A 15,106-nucleotide genomic window follows, 5' to 3' on the forward strand; every position below is an offset into this window, starting at 1 on the left:
CATCACTCAGGGCACCCGGGTCAACCCGAATGTCGCTGCGACGGCAGCCGACACGCCTTGCCGCCGCGCCCGGGGCGTGGCTAATGCTCGGCGACGAACGGGCCCGACGGTACCTCCATGACCGCTTCCGCCACGGCGAGCCGCCCGCCCAGCCGGAGCTGGTCACTCAACCCCGCATCGCCGTGCAACAGCAGCCGGACCGCGGCCCACGGCAGGTTCACCCCCGCGAAGGCGGTTTGGAAAATCCCCGCCGCGGGGCGTGGATTGGCCTCCAGCAGAACCGGTTCGCCGTGATATCGGCGCAGCTGGACGTTGGTCAAGTATCGCAACTCGAAGTGTTTGACCAGCAAGCGCGCGATATCGGCCAGCGTGGGATCGTCGAGCAGGGTGCGGAAGCGGCCCTGTTTGGCGCGCGGAACGCTCACCAGCAGTTCACCACTGGCCGACGACAGGCAGTCGATGCTGATCTCCGGTCCGTCGAGATACGGCATCACCAGCAACTCGGGCACCCAATCGCCCTGCTCGCCCGCCAGCCGCAGCGCCTGGGCGACCGCCTCGACCGACACCGTCGGCTGGGACGGCCCGAACAGGCTCCCGAGCGTGAACGGGCGGTCATCCAGAATCCGGAACCCGAACGCGGAGAATTCCCCATTGGGCTTCAGGCACAGCTTCTCATCGGTGCGCGACAACTCCCCGACCGCCGCATACAGCCCCTCCGGATCGGACACCAACCGCCACGGCGGCACCGGAAGCCCGGCCGCGCCAGCGAGTTCGTAAGTCCGAGCCTTGTTGATCAACGCCCGCACAGCCGCTTCCGGCGAACACATCAGCGCCGTCCCAATTGCCGCGAACTCCGCCGCGACGCCGGCCAGCGCATCGAGCCGCCGCAACGGAATCAGCACATCGATCCCGTACCTGCGACACACATCCAGCGCGAATGCGGCGTACTCCGCATCCCCGACATGCCGCGGCTCGACCACCGCCACATCACACGCCGACAACGCCACTGCTTCCGGGTCGATATTGCTGGCATAGAAAACAACATCGACCCCTTCCGGGTTCGACCGCAACAACCGCATGATCTGCGTACTTGCCGCCCCGGCACTACTCAGCCAAATCCGAAGGGTGATGGCACGACCCCTCTCACTGGCCCGGCTGGATTTATTGTGCCCCAAGGACATTCCCGGCGCAGAAGATGCGGTGGCAGGGCGAGGTCTGCGTGGTCGGGCGGTGATCTACCGACCGGGTCTCAGTGGTGGGTTCGGTGGTCGGCACGGATGTGACCAGCAGGTCCCGTGCCTACCGTTATGAGCATGGAAATCAACACGAAGAACAGCACCGATATCAACATTCACCTCGAGGTGACCGACCCCGAAGCGTCCGCCGCGATCTACGAGACCGCGTTCGGGTTGGGGGAGCGGCTCGGGTTCCGGGCCTCCCAGGCGCCGAGCACCGGGTTCCGGGGATTCATTCTCTCGCTGGTGGTTTCGCAGCCTTCGACGGTGGACAGTTTGGTCGGGACCGCGGTCGAGGCCGGATTCGCGATTCTCAAGCCCGCGAAGAAGAGCCTGTGGGGTTACAGCGCGGTGGTCCAGGCGCCGGAGGGCACGATCTGGAAGATCGCGACGTCGAAGAAGAAGGACGAGGGCCCCTTCACCCGGGAGATCGAGGACCTGGTGCTGTTGCAGGGGGTGGCGGATGTGAAGGCCAGCAAGGCGTTCCTGGTCGAGCGGGGGATGACGGTGTCGAAGAGTTTCGGTGGTAAGTACGCCGAGTTCTCGAACCCGGGCTCGCCGGTGACTCTGGCGTTGTACCCGCGTAAGGCCGCGGCCAAGGAGGCGGGGGTTGCTTTGGAGGGCAGCGGGTCGCATCGCCTGGTCTTGGACAGCAGCTTGGGGTCGTTCACCGATCCGGATGGGTACGTGTGGGAAGCGTCGGCCTGAGCCACTCGGTCAGGCCCCGTCATCGGCGACGAAGGCCAACGTCCGGGTGGACTGGTAGGGGCAGTGGGCGCGTTCGAATTCGGTCGCGAGGGCAGGAAGCCGGCCACGGTCGTCCTCGAGCAGGGCAGCAGCCCGCTCGACGATCGCACCGGCAATCGGGTTGCCGGACACCGTCGTCCGAGCCGCGGCAACGAAGACGCGCGCACCCGGATGGCCGGCCAGGACAGCGGCTTCCGCCCGCAGAGCGACATACCAGTGCCGCCAAATCCAGATGTCCTGCTCGTCCAACGCCTCCGGCTCGGCAGCCAATTCGGCCAGCGCCTGATCGGGCCGGCCACGGTCGAGCAGCACGATAGCCTCGAAAACGGCACGGTAGGCGGACTGCTGGTCGGCGGTGCCACCGAGGCTGTCCACGAGGGCCAGCCACTCGGCCCGCGTGGCATCGTCACCGCGCAGACCGTGTGCCATCGCGACGGCCGCGGCGGCGGGAGCGAGCCCGGGGGCGGAGGAACGACCGGCACGGTCCCGGGCATCGATGAATCGTCCACTGCCGGTGAGTACTTCGTCCAGATTGCCCGCCAGGGCATCCGCGACCAAGAGCGCGGAGCTGGCGAAATCCCCGCGCTCGGCCAGCAACGGCAGATCACGCAGCTGTTCGGCGAAGCGGCGGGAACCGCGCAGGTCGCCGACCCCGATACCGATCTCGGCCGCCTCGGACAACGCGTTGACGTGTTCGAGGGCGCTGGCCGGCGTGTGCGGCATGGCGGCCAGCAGGGCGACGCGCCGATGAGTGGTCGCGGCGGTGGCGAAGATATCCCCGGCCCAGCATTGCGCCGCGGCGAGAGCGTCCAGGGCGGCGCTGCGGGCGAGCGGGTCGCCGGTGCGCTCGGCCAGTTCCACCGCCCGTTGCGCGAGCGAAATCGCTACCGTGGCAGGCGTTTCCTGCTCCTCGATTCGTGCCACGTCGGTGGACATGTTCGCTTCGGGCGCGGCGATTTCCGACTGGCCCGGCTCTAGGCCCTCGCGTCCTCCTCGGTCGACGGCGAGGTCAGCGAGCACACCGCACTCGGCAAGCGCCACGGCGGCAAGCGCGGCCGGGTCCGCACCGGCAAGCCCGCGCGCCTCGGCCAACAGCGCCGCGGCCTCACCCGCAGCAACCGGCTGCGCGAAGGTATCGGACATCCGGTAGACGGTGATCGCCGCAGTAGCGAGATCCCGCGCCGCCGCCGCGGAATCGCCTGCACTGCGGACGGTTTCAGCGGCAGCACGGTAGAGGCGATACATCTCCTCACCCCGCATCCGGCATCCGGCCACCTCCGCGGCCCGCCGCAACCCCGCGGCAGCCGCGACCGGGTCATCGGTCAACGCCGCCGCCTGTTCATAGCGCCGCTGCGACTCGGCGATCAGGTTGCGCGTGAACGTCAACTGCGCCAACGACATCGCCAACTCATGCGCGTCACCCCGCCGCTCGGGCAGCACCGCCGCCCAGGTCAGCGCGGCGCGCATATCGTCGGCGACGGCGTCGAACGCGGCCTGCCAGTCGCGAGTAGCCGCCGCCGGATCGGCGATCAGTTCACCGGCGGTCGTCGCACACCAATTCAAATGCCGCGCAAGGAATTCGTCGAGCTCACCCGCCGTCGCCAGTTCTTCGCGCTCGTACTGGCGAATAGTCTCCAACGCCCGGTACCGGGTGCCGCGCGGGGAGGGCACCACGGTCAGCAGGCTCTGCTCGGTGAGCCGAGCCAACCCGTCGGCAACCGCCATCGCGTCCAAGGCCCCCGATCCCGCCACCGCCATCGCGGCGGTCGCGGTGAACGGCGCGGCGAACACCGCGATCCGCCGCAGCACGCAGCGGTCCTCGTCGGTCAGTAGCGCTTGGCTCCAGTCCAGCATGGCCCGCACGGACCGATGCCGTTCGTCGGCCCGTCGGCCACCGACCAACAGCCGCAACGGATCCGCGAGGCTCGCGCTGAGCCCGTCGAGACCCAGCGTGGGCAGCCGGGCGGCCGCTAATTCGATGGCCAGCGCCAGCCCGTCCAGCCGGCCGCAGATCTCGTGCACCCGAGCCGACTGCTCGGCGTCCACCGGCCAGCCCAGCGCCGCGGCCCGATCCAGGAACAACGCCACGGCGTCGTCGCCGAGCGCCAGCGGCGGCACCGTGAAGACCTGCTCGAACGGCACCATGAGCCGCGCGCGGCTGGTGGTCAGGACCGTCACGTTCGGGCAGTTCACCAGCAGGTGCTCGATGAACGGCACCACCCCGTCGAGCAGATGCTCACAGTTGTCGAGCACCAGCAGCACCCGGCGCTCACCGAGCGCGGCCGACACCGACTCGTCGAGCGTGCGCCCCTGCTGCTCGCCGAGCCCCAGCGCCCGGGCCACCGCGGCCCCGACCATCGCCGGATCGGTCACCGGCACCAAGTCCACAAACCATGCGCCGCCGGTGAATTCACCGGCGAGGTCCGCGGTGACGGCCAGGGTCAGCCGCGTCTTGCCGACACCGCCGGGCCCCAGCGCGGTCACCTGCCGATGCGACCGCACGGCCTCGCCCAGCGCGTCGCGTTCCCGGGCGCGGCCGACGAACGAGGTCAGCGGCGCGGGCAGTACGGCTGCCGCCGCACCACTGTCCTCGGCCGGCTCGAACTCCGCCGCCCGCCCGGCCAGCGCCCGCCGGTCGGCAACGCCGACCTTGCGCAGCAACGAGGACACGTGCGTCTCCACGGTGCGCACGGAAATGAACAACTGCGCGGCGATCTCGGCATTGCTGCGGTGTTGCCCTACCAGGGCGAGCACCTCGGCCTCACGATCCGAGATCCCGGGGGCCAGCTTCGACTTCGACACACCCACATTCTCACGCACAGTCATTTCACTCGCACGGGAGCACCGCGGTGCGCTTTCTCCGTGGCGCGTTCCGTGGTCACCACGGATGGCGCGGCGCCGCACCGGAAATAGCGTATTACCCATACCGAACAGCGCGAACACGACGATTCCAGGAGCATCCATGACCGTGACCAAGGGCATCAAGACCGTGCTGCACCCCGTCTCCGACCTGGCCACGGCCACGGCCGTCTACACCGCCCTGCTCGGCGTGCCGCCGCAGATCGAAGGCACCTATTACGTAGGTTTCGACCTCGACGGGCACCACATCGGGCTGGTGCCCGACGGCGGCCCGCAGGCCATCACCACACCCGTCATCTACTGGGAGGTGTCCGATATCGAGGCCAAGCTGGCCGAGCTGACCGGTGCCGGCGCCACGATGCAGCAGGCCCTGCGCGATGTCGGCAACGGCCGCCGGGTGGCCGAGGTCCGCGACCCCGACGGCAACATCCTCGGTCTGCTCCAAGATCGCTGAATCATCGCGTCCACCAACCGAATCCGAGGAGAACGAGCATGAAATTCCGGACCCACGTCGAGCCGCCCGAGCCCATGCGCGGCCTGGAAGTCCCGCCCGCGGTGGTTACCGCCCTCGGTGCGGGCGCCCGGCCGCCGGTGACGATCACCATCAACGGCCACTCCTGGAAGAGCCGGATCGCCCTCATGCGCGGCCGGCACCTGCTCGGCCTCAGCCACGCCAACCGGCAGGCCGCGGGCGTCGAGATCGGCGAGGAAATCGAGGTCGAGGTCGAACTCGACACCGAGCCCCGCGTCGTCGTCGAGCCGCCCGACTTCGCCGAGGCCTTGGATGCCGACCCCGCCGCCCGCGCCGCTTACGACAAGCTCGCCCACAGCCGTAAACGCGAGCACGTGCACGCCATCGAGAGCGCGAAGAAGCCCGAAACACGCCAGCGGCGCATCGAGAAGGCCATCGCCACCCTGCGAGGCTGACTCACCGCGACGCTCGCGGTCGGTCCGGAAGAGCAGGATCGGGCATGCTCAGCTGCACCAGAATCGCACCGCTCACCATGATCACCGCCCCCGCTATCTGCATCAGCCCGAGCCCCTGGCCCAGCAGCAACCAGGCCACCACCGCTGCCACAAGCGGCTCGACCACCGCCAGCACGCAAGCCAGCGCCGCGGGCAGATCGCGCATCGCCCGCATCCCGGCCAGGTAGGGCACCACGGTGCAGGCCACCGCCAGCACCACAAGCACCTGCCACACCGGCGCCCGCACAGCAGCCAAAACCGCGGGCGCCGTGAGCAGTTCCGCGGGCAGCGTCCACGGCGGGGTGAACACCGCCATCACCACCGCGCCGATCGCCAACCCGGCCGCGGTCAACCCGACCGGGTCGTGCCTGCTCGCCCCGTGCTCGCCGAGCAGGAAGTACCCGGCCGAGCAGATCGCCGCGCCCAGCCCGGCGGCAACACCGACCACATCCAGCTGGGCGCCCCGCCACACCTGGGCGACCAGAATCAACCCCGCCCCCGCCAAAGCGATGCCCAGCCACACCGGCCCGCTCAGCCGCGTGCCCCGCACGAACTGCACCCACAGGGCGACCAGCGCGGGCGCGAGATTGACCAGCACCATCGCCACACCGACCGGAATCCGGGCCACCGCAACGAAGAACAGCAGCTGCACCCCGGCCACCCCGAGCACGCCGTAGCCGAGCAGCAGCCACAGGTCGGCACCGCGGAACCGCAGTGCCCGCGGCCGCAGCACCGCCACCACCGGCACCAGAAGCCCCGCCGCCAGCGTGATCCGCACCGAAGTCACCGCCGCCGGCGACCAGCCCGAAACCAGCACCGCCTTGGCCAACGGGCCAGAACTGGCGAACAAGACCCACGAGATCAAACTCCATCCGGTCGCCCGCGCTCGAATCGATACCCGCCCGGACTCTTCCGCTATCGCCACGGCTGCGAGTCTGACCACCCGCGCACCGGACCTGCTACCGAATTTCCGACGGCGAGACATCTATCCCGTTGTGCGAAACTTCCTTTCATGGCTCGCGCCGAACGCAGCGGCTACTGCACCTGCCATGACCTGGGGCGATGACGAATTGTGTGCGCGACATCGCCGGTGCGGGCGACCCCGTTCGACTTTCCATTGTGCGAAGCGGCGTTTTATGTCCTATCCGGCAGGCCCATAACGTCGAATTCATGAAATCGAACTTCGAATCGGCCGAAGAACTGCTGGCGGCGCTGCGTGCCGGTGCGGTGACCTCGGTAGAACTCACCGACGAGGCGATCGCTCGCATCGAGCGCGACGACAAGGCGATCAACGCGATCTGCGTACCCGACTTCGACAATGCCCGGGCCGCCGCCCGCGCCGCCGACCAGGCGCGCGCTCGCGGCGAGGACCGGCCGCTACTCGGTATTCCGGTGACGGTCAAAGAGTCCTACGACATGGCCGGGCTGCCCACGACCTGGGGCATACCGCAGCACACGGACTATGTGCCGACCGAGGACGCGGTGCAGGTGTCGCGGCTGAAGGACGCGGGCGCGGTGATCCTCGGAAAGACCAATGTGCCGGTGACACTGCGAGATATCCAGAGCTTCAACGAGATCTACGGCACCACCAACAATCCGTGGGATCACGACCGTACCTCGGGTGGGTCGTCCGGCGGTTCGGCCGCGGCCCTGGCGTCCGGATTCGGCGCCCTGTCCATCGGCTCGGACCTCGCCGGTTCACTGCGCACCCCCGCACATTTCTGTGGCATCTACGCGCACAAGCCGACCCTCGGGCTCGCGCCGACCCGCGGCATGGTCGCCCCGCCCGCCCCGGCCGTGCCGATCGACCTCGACCTCGCCGTCGTCGGCCCGATGGCCCGCACCGCCCGCGACCTCACCCTGTTGCTCGATGTGATGGCCGGACCCGACCCGCTGACCCACGGCATCGCCTACACCGCCGCACTGCCGCCCGCGCGCCACGAACGCCTGGCCGACTTCCGCGTCCTGATCCTCGAGGACCATCCGCTCATCGCGACCGGTTCGGCGGTCCGGGCGGGCGTGCGCCGGGTCGCGGCAGCGCTCGTCGACGCGGGCGCCCGCGTCGAAACCCACAGTCCGCTACTGCCCGATCCGAGCGAAGCCGCGACGGTCTACATGCAGCTGATGGTGTCGAACGCCGCCGCCGGGCTTCCCCTTGATATGTACGAACAGCTGCAAACCCAGGCTGCCGGCCTGAGCGCGGAAGACCACAGTCTGGACGCGGCGCGACTACGCGGCATGGTGCTCAGTCACCGCGGCTGGGTCGAGGCCAACAACACACGTGAACTCCACCGTCGCGGCTGGCGGCAGCTCTTCGCCGAATTCGATGTCGTGGTGTGCCCCATCACGCCCACCCCCGCCTTCCCGCACGACCACAGCGGGAGTCTGGAGAACCGGCAGATCGACATCGACGGCGTCGCGTACCCGTACTTCGACCAGCTCGTCTGGGCCGGCGCGGCGACCATGCCCGGCCTGCCCGCCACCGCCATCCCCGCGGGCCGGTCGCCCGAGGGTTTGCCGGTGGGCGTGCAGCTCATCGGCCCGATGTTCGAGGACCGCACCCCGTTGCGGCTGGCCGAACTGCTCGAGCAGAAGATCGGCGGCTTCCAGGCGCCGCGATGAATACTGTCCTTTCGTTCCGTCACTATCTCTGACCCCGAAAGCGAGAGATAGGACCCCTTCATGCCGAAGGTCACCGCCGACGCCAGCGTTTCCCTGGACGGCTACATCGCAGGCCCGGAAGAAAGCGGCTTCGAGCACCTCTTCGCCTGGTACACCGCCGGCGACGTCGAATACGCCAGCACCCACCCCGAAATCCCGTTCCACCCGACCGAGGTCGATCACGCCGCGCTCGTCGAGGCCGTCGACAAGGCGGGCGTCTACGTCGTCGGCCGCCGGCTCTTCGATATGACCGACGGCTGGGGTGGCGTCCACCCCATGAACAAGCCCATCGTCGTAGTCACCCACAACACCCCCACCGAATGGATCGCCGCCCACCCCGGCGCCCCGTTCACCTTCGTCGACAACCTGCCGGACGCGATCAAACAGGCGAAGGTCATCGCCGACGGCAAGAACGTCGGCGTCAACGGCGGCACCATCGCCAAGCAATGCCTCGAACTCGGACTCCTCGACGAGGTCCACCTCGACCTCGTCCCGGTGATCCTCGGCGACGGTGTGCCGTTCTTCGACAAGGCCACCGGCGGGCCCTACCTCTTCGACAACCCGGAGATCATCGCCGGTGAACGCGTCACCCACCTGCGCTATCGGCTGCGCAAGGACTGACCGACTACGGACCGCTCCACGGCGCGGCACCGCCTGAGACGTCCCTGATCCGGGTGACCAGGGCGCGCACGAAAGGCTGCTCGCTCAACGGCTGGCCATCGCCGCGATCGGCTTTCACCTCGAGGAACAGGCAGGTACGCAGCAGGGTCAGATCGTTCGACAGCAAGCCGGTCCGATCCCACAACCGCCGCACGTGCTGGACCGCGCGGCCGACTTCGACCGGGTCGTCATCGAATGCCGCATAGCCGTCATAGGTTTGGGCGAATCCGGTGAGGTCCCAGTCGTCGGCGTCGTCCGACGGCACCCGCCGATCCCCCTGCGCCATCGCCTTGAACCGTGTCGCGGCGAGATCGATGTTGCTGATCGTCGCATCGGTCAGGTGGCGCACCGCCGAGCGCGTGCGGCGTTCCTCGTCCTCGGTGAAGGTGCCGTCGGCCACCAGCAGGCGGCATTGCTCGGTCAGGTGCTCATAGAGATGGTGCACCTCGGCGCGGGCCTGCTGGGCGTGCTCCTCGATCCGCGCGATCTGCTCTCGCGGATTCAGTTGCGGCGCAGTGACTCTGATGATCCCGCCGGACACGCGAACCTGAAACCCGGCCCCCACGACAGCATGTCGAATCGCGTCACAGGCCGCACCGTCGAAATCGGCGATCAACGAGATCGGGCCCTTGGTGTCCACCGACGCCAGCTCCGGCAACGGCACCTTCGACCCGGCGTAGTCCACGACGATGTCATCGAGCGGACCCGTCCCCAGTAATGCCGACAACGCATTCGCGAACGCGGTGTAGCGATCACCGGCGCGGATGACGGCGTCCTTGTGCACATCGTTGATCAAGCTTGTGACCTCACAACCTCGGCATTGGGGGCGGGCAGATGGCGACGAATGCTGTACCCCTTGATCTTTCACCTGCCCGGGTTGCAGCGTAGCGGGAAGGTTCGAGAATGGTGGGCGGTCGCGACGCACTGGATGAACGTGCCGGGCCCCTTCTATACCGGCCAAACCGATAACTGCTGGACCGGAAGGGTGCACGCGCCGCACAACGTGCTCTACGGCGGCCCGTACTACAACGAGTTCGTCTACCGTCAGCCGCGCTCACCCGCAGAGGTCGATTGTCTGCTGGAAGCGGCAAACGACGACCCCTACGCCGGTTACGCCTGCGATGGAGACGCACGGTGGACACCCGCCGCAGTCCGGGCGTGGTGGGGAAATCGCGGCAAAGTCGAAGAACACCTTGCCGAGCTGCTCGCCGAGTACGCCAAGGAAGGGGCCGACGCCCAGGACATCGATGCCGCAGCGGGAGTGCGAGACTTCCTCGCCTACTTGGCAACCGATCTCGCGAACGACCTCCGGATCTATCTGTTCCGATTGGAGAACGGTCGATACCCGAACACCGACGACCTGCTGCCGATCCTCTAGTGGGAGAAGGCAGGGGAGGGGCTCGATCTGATTCAATGCGGAGTTGATCGGCAGGTATCCATGTCCGCTTATGGCCCAGCGCTTTTCGTCTCCAGGAAGGACGGCGCGGACCTGCCGGAGCAGGAGCAGTCGACGGTGCTCGCGCTTGTTCGAGCCGCCTGTCTGGGCTTGAAAATGACCGATGGCGAGGGTCATCCGGTGAAACCGTCGAGTTATGGCTACGACGAAGAAGAGGAGCGGGCGATGGGCATCCTGCTGTACTCCTCTTACGTCTATGTCGGCATGCCCAAGGAAGTCCGAGCCAACGTGGAACACAGCTGGGAACAGGAGGGCGCGAGGGTGGCGGCAAAGGTCGAGGAGCGCTGCCCGGGGATATACGCCTTCACGACCTACGGCGTCGAGGACTGACCGAGCTAGACGGACTTCGTCAAACGAACTGACGAGCCGCAGCGCCACCGCACGCCGCCCAGCGATCGAGAGCTACGAGACGCACATCAAGACCGTGCGGCCACCACCTCGGTCGCCACCTCGAGGAAGTTCAGGTCGGTGACGGCCGGGACCAGGATGAACTCGTCACACCCGGCCTTCTCCGCGCCGTCGAGAATCTCGGCGAGCACCTCGGGGCTCGACGCCCGCGCCGAGGCGGCGACCATTCCGGCCAGCTCCGGTCCGAGGAAGCCGAGATAGCGAGCGGTGAAGGCGTGCAGCGCCGCCGCCGCATCGGTCACGCCCAGGGCGGTGAAGCAGCCGCTGACCTTGCGCGGGACCGTGGTCCGACCGGCCTCGGCCCAGCACTGGTCGGCCAGCGCCCCCGCCTTGGCGATCTCCTGGGCATCGCCAGGAATACTGAAGCCGGAGACGCCATCGGCCCACCGCGCCGCCCGCCGCATCGCCTTCGGCCCCATCGCACCGGCGAGAATGATCGGCCCACCCGGCTGCACACACGCCGGCCCGACCGGATCCGCGCCCTCGAACGGCGGCTCGCCGGCAAGCAGCGACTTCAGCTCCGCGACCTTGTCGTCGAGCTGCTGATGCCGCCCCTTGAAATCAGCTCCCAGAGCCCGATAATCGTGCTCCCGCCCGCCGACCCCCACAGCCACCTCGAGACGGCCGTTCGCGAGCTGGTCGAGAGTGCCGATCTGCTGGGCCACCATCGCCATCGCGTGCTGCGGCAGCACCCACAGATTCGCCAGGACCTGCACCCGCTCGGTAACCGCGGCACACGCACCCAGCGTCGCGACCATCTCCGGATTCGCGAACGTCACCCGCTCGCCCACCGAGACACTCGAAAACGGGCCCGCGTCGATGCGCCGGGCCCAGTCGAGCGTTGTACCCGGCCCGTAGCCGGGAGCCATCTGCGGAAGTGCGACACCGATCTTCATAAGGCGACTTTCTCAGACCGACCCGGTCCCGGTCAGGTGATCACCGATTCCGAGAAGTGATGTGCGTCTTGAGCACACGCGGATTGCGGTCGACCGATCGGCGACAGTTGGAGAAGTCCGCTACCTCGCGGGCGCAAAACTGTGCTGGTCGCACCACCTGCCGAAGATTCGACAGATCGCGCCGAATCGAGTCGGTGCGCCCGAGATCAGCTCAGGCTCTTGCCATACCAAATTTCGGCGTAGTCGCCATTGCTATACGCCGGGATCTCGGCATAGCCATGTCGGCGGTACAGGGCGCGGGCCTCGACCAGATCCAATCGGGTATCGAGAACAACCTGGGTGGCGCCGAGAGCGGAGGCGGCCGTTTCCACCGCAATCAGCAGGTGGCGTCCGCCGCCGGTTCCGCGCCATTGCTGCCGGACGAACACTCGAGTCAGTTCGACGACAGCGTTGCCGAGCACGCGGAAACCAGCGCACGCGGCAGGTTCGCCGTCGTACCGGCCGAGAAGCAACAGGCCGCGGGGTGGGATCAAGTCGTCGGCGGAGTCAGCGGTGAGCTCTCGGTCGATTTCGGCCGGTGTCGATCGGCGTCCCAGATGCAGAAGCCGGTAGCGGTCGGCGACATCGACGTAGTAATCCCGAAGCAGAGCCGCGGCTTCGGAATGTTGCACGCGGGTCGGAGCTACCATCCAGCCTGGGTGCTTGTCCGAAGTCGTCACTCCGTCATTGTCGTCAGCCGACCGCTGGGCGAACCCCCAGTGCGCCGGTGTTGCGATCTAGAGACAGGCGGAAGCACGCACGCCGAATTCCGGCCGAGCGCAGACACGATCTCGGCCGGACCGATGACTTCCGGGTGAATCCGCCGTCGATACTTGTAGGTATATCGACAGATAGGAGTCCAGGTATGACGCGACCGGTTCGATCGGACACGACCTCGGTACGGGCGAACGGTGTAGACCTCGGCATCGAGACCTTCGGCCGCGACACCGATCCGCTGATCCTGCTGGCCGGCGGCACCACAATGTTGTCCTGGCCCGACGTGCTGTGCGAGCGGCTCGCCTCGGGCGGGCGGCGCGTAGTCCGCTACGACCTGCGGGACTCCGGCGCCTCGACGACCCTCGACCCGGAAAACCCCGCCTACGACCTGAGGGATCTCGCCGCCGACGCGGCCGCACTGGTCGACGTGCTCGGAGCCGGAACCGCCCATCTCGCCGGCGTCGGCGTCGGCGGAATGGTCGCCCAGGTCGCCGCCCTGGACCACCCGAACGTGTTCTCCGCACTGACCCTCGTCGGCACCCGGCCGGTGGCGCCAGGCCCGGTCGACGAGGACCTGCCCGACCACGACCCCACACTCCTGAACACGCTGTTCTCCCGCCCGCAACCGGACTGGACCGAACGAGACGCCGTCACGGCATTCGTCGCCGCGGGGGCTTTGCCAATGGGCAACGATCCGGAGGATGCGCGAGCGACCGCGGCCCGGATCTGGGACCGAACACCGTCCAGCGATCCCGCTGTCCACCAGGCGAACCAGCTCGGCATGGTGTTCTCCCGGATCAACTGCGCCCCACGCTGGCGTGCCAGGCTCGGCACACTCGACCTGCCCACGCTCGTGCTGCACGGTCGCGCAGACCCGTTCTTCCCGGTCGGCAACGGCGAGGCCCTCGCCGCCGAAATCCCTGGAGCGCGACTGCTCGTCCTCGACGACATGGGTACCGCCCTGCCAACCGCCGCAGCCGACCAGGTCGCTGTCGCAATGCTCGCCTTGTAACCGCTCGCTGGGATCCGAGGATGATCGTCCTCATGACCGAATGGCAACTGCACGTATCCCTCTCCGAGCTGCGCAGGTCCTTCGACCTGCTCATGGAGCACATCGAGGCTGCCACCGACGGCGACACCGTTCGATTGGATCAGGACTACTTCTGGTCGATTCCGCAGGACGAGTTGTACGACACCGCCAAGACGCCCACCGACCTGACGCTGGGCCAACTCTCGTGGTCGTGGGAGCATCTCACAGACCTACGGGCAGACCCGGATCAAGTGGTCGGGTACCACTTGGTGTGGCTCTCGGAGGTGTTGCGCGCAGTAGGCCAGAACATGGACTGAGGTCCTGTTCGCTCGACCTCGAGACGTCTCGGACTGCGGGTCGACCGGGGGAGAGATAGCCTGGAACCATGCCGGACCGGCCGATCTCCCCGTGATGCCGCCGTGAGCGCGGAAACTCCTGCCGGACATACCCTCGCGGCCTGCCGTGCGCGAGAAATCCTCGACCGGATCGGCTCCAAGTGGTCCCTCGCGGTAATCGGTCAGCTCAGCGAGGAGACGAAACGGTTCGGACAACTCCGCCGCGGCGTCCACGGCATCAGCCACCGAATGTTGTCGGTGACGCTGCGCGACCTGGAACGTGACGGGATAGTGTCCAGAACCAGCTATCCGGTCCTGCCCGCCAGGGTCGACTATGCCCTGACTCCGCTCGGGCACTCGCTGCTCGACGAGCTCGGTCGTCTGGTGAACTGGGCCGAAGACCGGATCGACGAGATCGACGCTGCGCGAGCCGCATTCGATGCCCGCCGGCCGGATCTCAGCTGAGCAGCTCGCGGAAGTCGATGATCGCCGGCGGTGGCAGTGGAAGATCCTCGGTGCCCGGCGCGGGGCTGCGTTCCAGCAGTTGCGTGCCGAGGACATGGCCGGCGAACACAGCATGGAGCCGCACCATGCCACCGGAGGTGTTCCGAAATCCGTGCGCGGTCCCGGCCGGCACCAGGATGACGGAGCCCGGGCCTACGCGATGCCACTCTCCGTCGTAGAACGCCTCCGCCTCGCCCTCGTCAACGATGAGCACCTCCTCGTTGGTATGCAGATGGACCGGAATGATCTCACCGGCAGCCAACTCCTCGAAGTTGAGTACCAAATCCTTGACGTACGCACCATCCGGCCGAGCCGGGTCTATCACCAGCGAATAGCGTGAGTTCGGCTTGTGATTGTGCGGATCAGGCGGGAACGCCGTGTAATCGGAAACGCTGAGAATGCTCATGTGGTCAGCATCCGTCGCGATTTACCGCGGCGGTAGTACGCACTATTTCATTACCGCTCGCGTCTACGCACCCGACGGCTGCCTCCAGCGATGCGCGCTGAGCTGAGTCACACCGCCACAAGAGGAGCAGGTTTCACAGCCCCGCCGCACCGCGCGAACCCGCGAACGCTGTGCGGCCCGCGGCGAG

At 67.7% G+C, this 15,106-nt stretch carries 17 protein-coding genes; 10 read left to right on the plus strand and 7 right to left on the minus strand.

The window, feature by feature from the left end; all coding sequences use genetic code 11:
- Nucleotides 1-80: 80 nt before the first annotated feature.
- The gene (locus AB0H76_RS17385) at nucleotides 81-1,175 is read right to left on the minus strand and encodes an ATP-grasp domain-containing protein (RefSeq protein WP_357324262.1); all 1,095 of its coding nucleotides are present in this window, start codon (nucleotides 1,173-1,175) and stop codon (nucleotides 81-83) included.
- 138 nt (nucleotides 1,176-1,313) lie between these two features.
- Between AB0H76_RS17385 and AB0H76_RS17390 the strand changes: the two genes are divergently transcribed.
- Nucleotides 1,314-1,943: a glyoxalase gene (locus tag AB0H76_RS17390; protein WP_357324264.1), complete on the plus strand. Its 630-nt coding sequence runs from the start codon at nucleotides 1,314-1,316 to the stop codon at nucleotides 1,941-1,943.
- A 9-nt stretch (nucleotides 1,944-1,952) separates the two neighbouring features.
- On the opposite strand, the gene AB0H76_RS17395 is transcribed toward AB0H76_RS17390, so the two are convergent.
- Complete coding sequence (locus AB0H76_RS17395; protein WP_357324267.1) at nucleotides 1,953-4,784, minus strand: LuxR C-terminal-related transcriptional regulator; 2,832 nt, start codon at nucleotides 4,782-4,784, stop codon at nucleotides 1,953-1,955.
- Between the two features lie 160 nt (nucleotides 4,785-4,944).
- Between AB0H76_RS17395 and AB0H76_RS17400 the strand changes: the two genes are divergently transcribed.
- Complete coding sequence (locus tag AB0H76_RS17400) at nucleotides 4,945-5,295, plus strand: VOC family protein (protein WP_357324270.1); 351 nt, start codon at nucleotides 4,945-4,947, stop codon at nucleotides 5,293-5,295.
- A gap of 38 nt (nucleotides 5,296-5,333) precedes the next feature.
- Nucleotides 5,334-5,768 (plus strand): YdeI/OmpD-associated family protein, encoded by a 435-nt coding sequence (locus AB0H76_RS17405; protein ID WP_357324273.1) that lies wholly within the window; start codon nucleotides 5,334-5,336, stop codon nucleotides 5,766-5,768.
- A gap of 1 nt (nucleotide 5,769) precedes the next feature.
- Here AB0H76_RS17405 and AB0H76_RS17410 read toward each other — a convergent pair whose 3' ends face one another.
- On the minus strand, nucleotides 5,770-6,732 hold the full coding sequence (locus AB0H76_RS17410) for an EamA family transporter (RefSeq protein WP_357324276.1): 963 nt from the start codon (nucleotides 6,730-6,732) through the stop codon (nucleotides 5,770-5,772).
- Nucleotides 6,733-6,977: 245 nt separating this feature from the next.
- Between AB0H76_RS17410 and AB0H76_RS17415 the strand changes: the two genes are divergently transcribed.
- Complete coding sequence (locus AB0H76_RS17415) at nucleotides 6,978-8,429, plus strand: amidase (protein WP_357324279.1); 1,452 nt, start codon at nucleotides 6,978-6,980, stop codon at nucleotides 8,427-8,429.
- Between the two features lie 60 nt (nucleotides 8,430-8,489).
- Nucleotides 8,490-9,089 carry a dihydrofolate reductase family protein gene (locus AB0H76_RS17420; RefSeq protein WP_357324282.1) on the plus strand — a complete coding sequence of 200 codons (600 nt, stop codon included), beginning with the start codon at nucleotides 8,490-8,492 and terminating at the stop codon, nucleotides 9,087-9,089.
- A gap of 4 nt (nucleotides 9,090-9,093) precedes the next feature.
- On the opposite strand, the gene AB0H76_RS17425 is transcribed toward AB0H76_RS17420, so the two are convergent.
- Nucleotides 9,094-9,912, minus strand: coding sequence for a ribosome recycling factor (locus tag AB0H76_RS17425; RefSeq protein WP_357324285.1), 819 nt, complete (start codon nucleotides 9,910-9,912; stop codon nucleotides 9,094-9,096).
- Between AB0H76_RS17425 and AB0H76_RS17430 the strand changes: the two genes are divergently transcribed.
- Together AB0H76_RS17430 and AB0H76_RS17435 are read left to right on the plus strand one after the other, a co-directional pair.
- On the plus strand, nucleotides 9,907-10,506 hold the full coding sequence (locus tag AB0H76_RS17430; protein ID WP_357324288.1) for a ferredoxin: 600 nt from the start codon (nucleotides 9,907-9,909) through the stop codon (nucleotides 10,504-10,506). The genes AB0H76_RS17425 and AB0H76_RS17430 overlap by 6 nt on opposite strands.
- A gap of 60 nt (nucleotides 10,507-10,566) precedes the next feature.
- Entirely contained in the window at nucleotides 10,567-10,914 is a 348-nt protein-coding gene (locus tag AB0H76_RS17435) for a hypothetical protein (protein WP_357324291.1), read from the plus strand.
- Between the two features lie 86 nt (nucleotides 10,915-11,000).
- Here the strand turns inward: AB0H76_RS17435 and AB0H76_RS17440 are convergent, their stop codons facing one another.
- Together AB0H76_RS17440 and AB0H76_RS17445 are read right to left on the minus strand one after the other, a co-directional pair.
- The gene (locus AB0H76_RS17440; RefSeq protein WP_357324294.1) at nucleotides 11,001-11,888 is read right to left on the minus strand and encodes an LLM class flavin-dependent oxidoreductase; all 888 of its coding nucleotides are present in this window, start codon (nucleotides 11,886-11,888) and stop codon (nucleotides 11,001-11,003) included.
- Between the two features lie 206 nt (nucleotides 11,889-12,094).
- Nucleotides 12,095-12,607, minus strand: coding sequence for a GNAT family N-acetyltransferase (locus AB0H76_RS17445; RefSeq protein ID WP_357324297.1), 513 nt, complete (start codon nucleotides 12,605-12,607; stop codon nucleotides 12,095-12,097).
- A gap of 185 nt (nucleotides 12,608-12,792) precedes the next feature.
- Between AB0H76_RS17445 and AB0H76_RS17450 the strand changes: the two genes are divergently transcribed.
- From AB0H76_RS17450 to AB0H76_RS17460, 3 genes are all read left to right on the plus strand, one after another.
- Entirely contained in the window at nucleotides 12,793-13,656 is an 864-nt protein-coding gene (locus tag AB0H76_RS17450; protein ID WP_357324300.1) for an alpha/beta hydrolase, read from the plus strand.
- 32 nt (nucleotides 13,657-13,688) lie between these two features.
- Nucleotides 13,689-13,991 (plus strand): hypothetical protein, encoded by a 303-nt coding sequence (locus tag AB0H76_RS17455; RefSeq protein WP_357324303.1) that lies wholly within the window; start codon nucleotides 13,689-13,691, stop codon nucleotides 13,989-13,991.
- Between the two features lie 102 nt (nucleotides 13,992-14,093).
- Entirely contained in the window at nucleotides 14,094-14,474 is a 381-nt protein-coding gene (locus tag AB0H76_RS17460) for a helix-turn-helix domain-containing protein (protein ID WP_357324306.1), read from the plus strand.
- Here the strand turns inward: AB0H76_RS17460 and AB0H76_RS17465 are convergent.
- Entirely contained in the window at nucleotides 14,467-14,919 is a 453-nt protein-coding gene (locus AB0H76_RS17465) for a cupin domain-containing protein (protein ID WP_357324309.1), read from the minus strand. The two genes, AB0H76_RS17460 and AB0H76_RS17465, sit on opposite strands and share 8 nt — an antisense overlap.
- Between the last annotated feature and the right edge of the window lie 187 nt (nucleotides 14,920-15,106).

Source organism: Nocardia sp. NPDC050712, from assembly GCF_040654295.1.
In the GTDB taxonomy this organism is placed as follows: domain Bacteria; phylum Actinomycetota; class Actinomycetes; order Mycobacteriales; family Mycobacteriaceae; genus Nocardia.

Coding starts and splice junctions, on each gene's coding strand:
- AB0H76_RS17420 (WP_357324282.1), top strand. CDS start 8,490: ATGCCGAAGGTCACCGCCGACGCCAGCGTTTCCCTGGACGGCTACATC.
- AB0H76_RS17400 (WP_357324270.1), top strand. CDS start 4,945: ATGACCGTGACCAAGGGCATCAAGACCGTGCTGCACCCCGTCTCCGAC.
- AB0H76_RS17390 (WP_357324264.1), top strand. CDS start 1,314: ATGGAAATCAACACGAAGAACAGCACCGATATCAACATTCACCTCGAG.
- AB0H76_RS17455 (WP_357324303.1), top strand. CDS start 13,689: ATGACCGAATGGCAACTGCACGTATCCCTCTCCGAGCTGCGCAGGTCC.
- AB0H76_RS17440 (WP_357324294.1), bottom strand. CDS start 11,888: ATGAAGATCGGTGTCGCACTTCCGCAGATGGCTCCCGGCTACGGGCCG.
- AB0H76_RS17450 (WP_357324300.1), top strand. CDS start 12,793: ATGACGCGACCGGTTCGATCGGACACGACCTCGGTACGGGCGAACGGT.
- AB0H76_RS17465 (WP_357324309.1), bottom strand. CDS start 14,919: ATGAGCATTCTCAGCGTTTCCGATTACACGGCGTTCCCGCCTGATCCG.
- AB0H76_RS17435 (WP_357324291.1), top strand. CDS start 10,567: ATGTCCGCTTATGGCCCAGCGCTTTTCGTCTCCAGGAAGGACGGCGCG.
- AB0H76_RS17415 (WP_357324279.1), top strand. CDS start 6,978: ATGAAATCGAACTTCGAATCGGCCGAAGAACTGCTGGCGGCGCTGCGT.
- AB0H76_RS17405 (WP_357324273.1), top strand. CDS start 5,334: ATGAAATTCCGGACCCACGTCGAGCCGCCCGAGCCCATGCGCGGCCTG.